The organism is Chitinimonas sp. BJB300 (assembly GCF_002735695.1).
Lineage (GTDB): Bacteria > Pseudomonadota > Gammaproteobacteria > Burkholderiales > Chitinimonadaceae > Chitinimonas.
On sequence record NZ_PDZH01000287.1, the window covers coordinates 1 to 1,690 of the forward strand.

Consider the following 1,690-nt stretch of genomic DNA (forward strand, 5'->3'; position numbering starts at 1 on the left):
TGCGACATTCTGGAAACGGGTAATGATTCCTACCGATTCAAACACCGCAAGAAAGGGTCGAAGACGTACTGAGTAAATGGAAAGAATTGGACGCTGTTACCTGGTAACTATTGGGCGCTGTTTGACAGCTATCTGTCACTCAATGGTGCGTTGAACAAGGGCAAGCTGGACGCAGCATTGCGTGAGCGGATCGCCTTGACGGTTGCCGAATTCAACGGCTGTAGCTACTGCCTCTCCGCCCACACTTATTTGGGCCTGAATGTGGTCAAGATGACTGAAGCCGAGATTGCTGCCGCCCGTGACCACCACAGCAGCGATGCTAAGACGGCTGCAGCACTACACTTTGCCTTCCGCGTCGCTTCCGAGCGCGGCCGGGTGAGTGATGCCGATCTGGCCACGCTGCGCCATGCAGGCTTTGATGAGGCAGAGGTGGTCGAGATAGTGGTGGTCGTCGCTCTCAATGTGCTGACTAACTACATCAATAACGTCGCCCAGACAGATATTGACTTCCCTGTGGTCTCCGCCAAGTAAGCGGTACTGTCTGCATTCTTCGCTACCTATTTCAATTCTGGAATCACCATGACAGAGTCCACACATGCTATGCGTCCGCCAATTCCACCATTCAATCGAGACGATGCGATAATCAAGGTGCGGGCCGCCGAAGATGGTTGGAACGGACGTGATCCCGCTAAAGTTGCGCTTGCATATACATCGGACAGCCGCTGGCGCAATCGCGATACGTTCCTAAACGGAAGAGAGGCAATAGAAACATTTTTGACCCGAAAATGGCAGCGTGAGCTCGATTACCGCCTGATCAAGGAGCTATGGGCTCACACCGACAACCGGATCGCCGTTCGATTTGCCTATGAATGGCACGATGATGCCGGACAGTGGTATCGGTCCTATGGCAACGAGAATTGGGAGTTTGATAGCAACGGCTTGATGGCTATGCGCCACGCTAGCATTAACGACCTAGAGATCACTGAGACGGCCCGACTTTTTCATTGGCCACAGGGCTGTCGCCCCCTAGATCACCCAGGATTAAGTGACCTTGGCTTATGATCAGCCTATTGGATTGACCAACAGCCAATGAGACTACGTATTAGGTGTAGCGGCTCGCAGATGGGAAAGGTGTAGAACCGCCTGAATACTGGCGTTGACATGGTCGTCTGATACATTGCGGGTTAATTCACCAGTGGGACCTTCAATTTGATTGGGCTGCCTGTTGGTGTCTCTTGCCTGCTGCTCATCCAGCCACTGTAGATGATAGCCCAACACCAAGATATCAAGCGTATGGCAGTGTTTGTGATGGATCTGCGCTATGTACTGTCGGAAAGTTTCTCTTGCATCGTGATAGCGCAGTTCTAGGCGTGCTTCAGCAGTGTTGTCCCCTGCGACGATAAGTATTAAAAAATATATCGGGGGTCAGCGCAAATTATTTTCACGGGCAAGTCCCGTTCGCGGTGCGGCGCGGGTTCCGCTCTGTATCTGCTTAAGTCCATTACAAATCAGCAACTTGCCCGCCTCATTATCCAATGGGGCAAACTAACACACCCCTGAACTGGGCGAGCCAACAATGATGCCGCCAATTATTTTTAAACATTTCTATCGCTCACCCTAAACACTGGCGATTGCCATCCGGACATATTCGTCGACTAACGCCGCTATCGAAATAGCGGCTCGTTTTTTT

2 protein-coding genes are annotated in these 1,690 nt (G+C 51.7%); both read left to right on the forward strand.

All coding sequences use genetic code 11. The features are described from left to right. Window positions 1-132: 132 nt before the first annotated feature. The gene (locus CSQ89_RS21370; RefSeq protein ID WP_255408670.1) at window positions 133-531 is read left to right on the forward strand and encodes a carboxymuconolactone decarboxylase family protein; all 399 of its coding nucleotides are present in this window, start codon (window positions 133-135) and stop codon (window positions 529-531) included. A gap of 48 nt (window positions 532-579) precedes the next feature. Continuing rightward, window positions 580-1,062 (forward strand): nuclear transport factor 2 family protein, encoded by a 483-nt coding sequence (locus CSQ89_RS21375; RefSeq protein ID WP_099407968.1) that lies wholly within the window; start codon window positions 580-582, stop codon window positions 1,060-1,062. The last annotated feature ends 628 nt before the right edge of the window (window positions 1,063-1,690 follow it).

Coding starts and splice junctions, on each gene's coding strand:
- CSQ89_RS21375 (WP_099407968.1), top strand. CDS start 580: ATGACAGAGTCCACACATGCTATGCGTCCGCCAATTCCACCATTCAAT.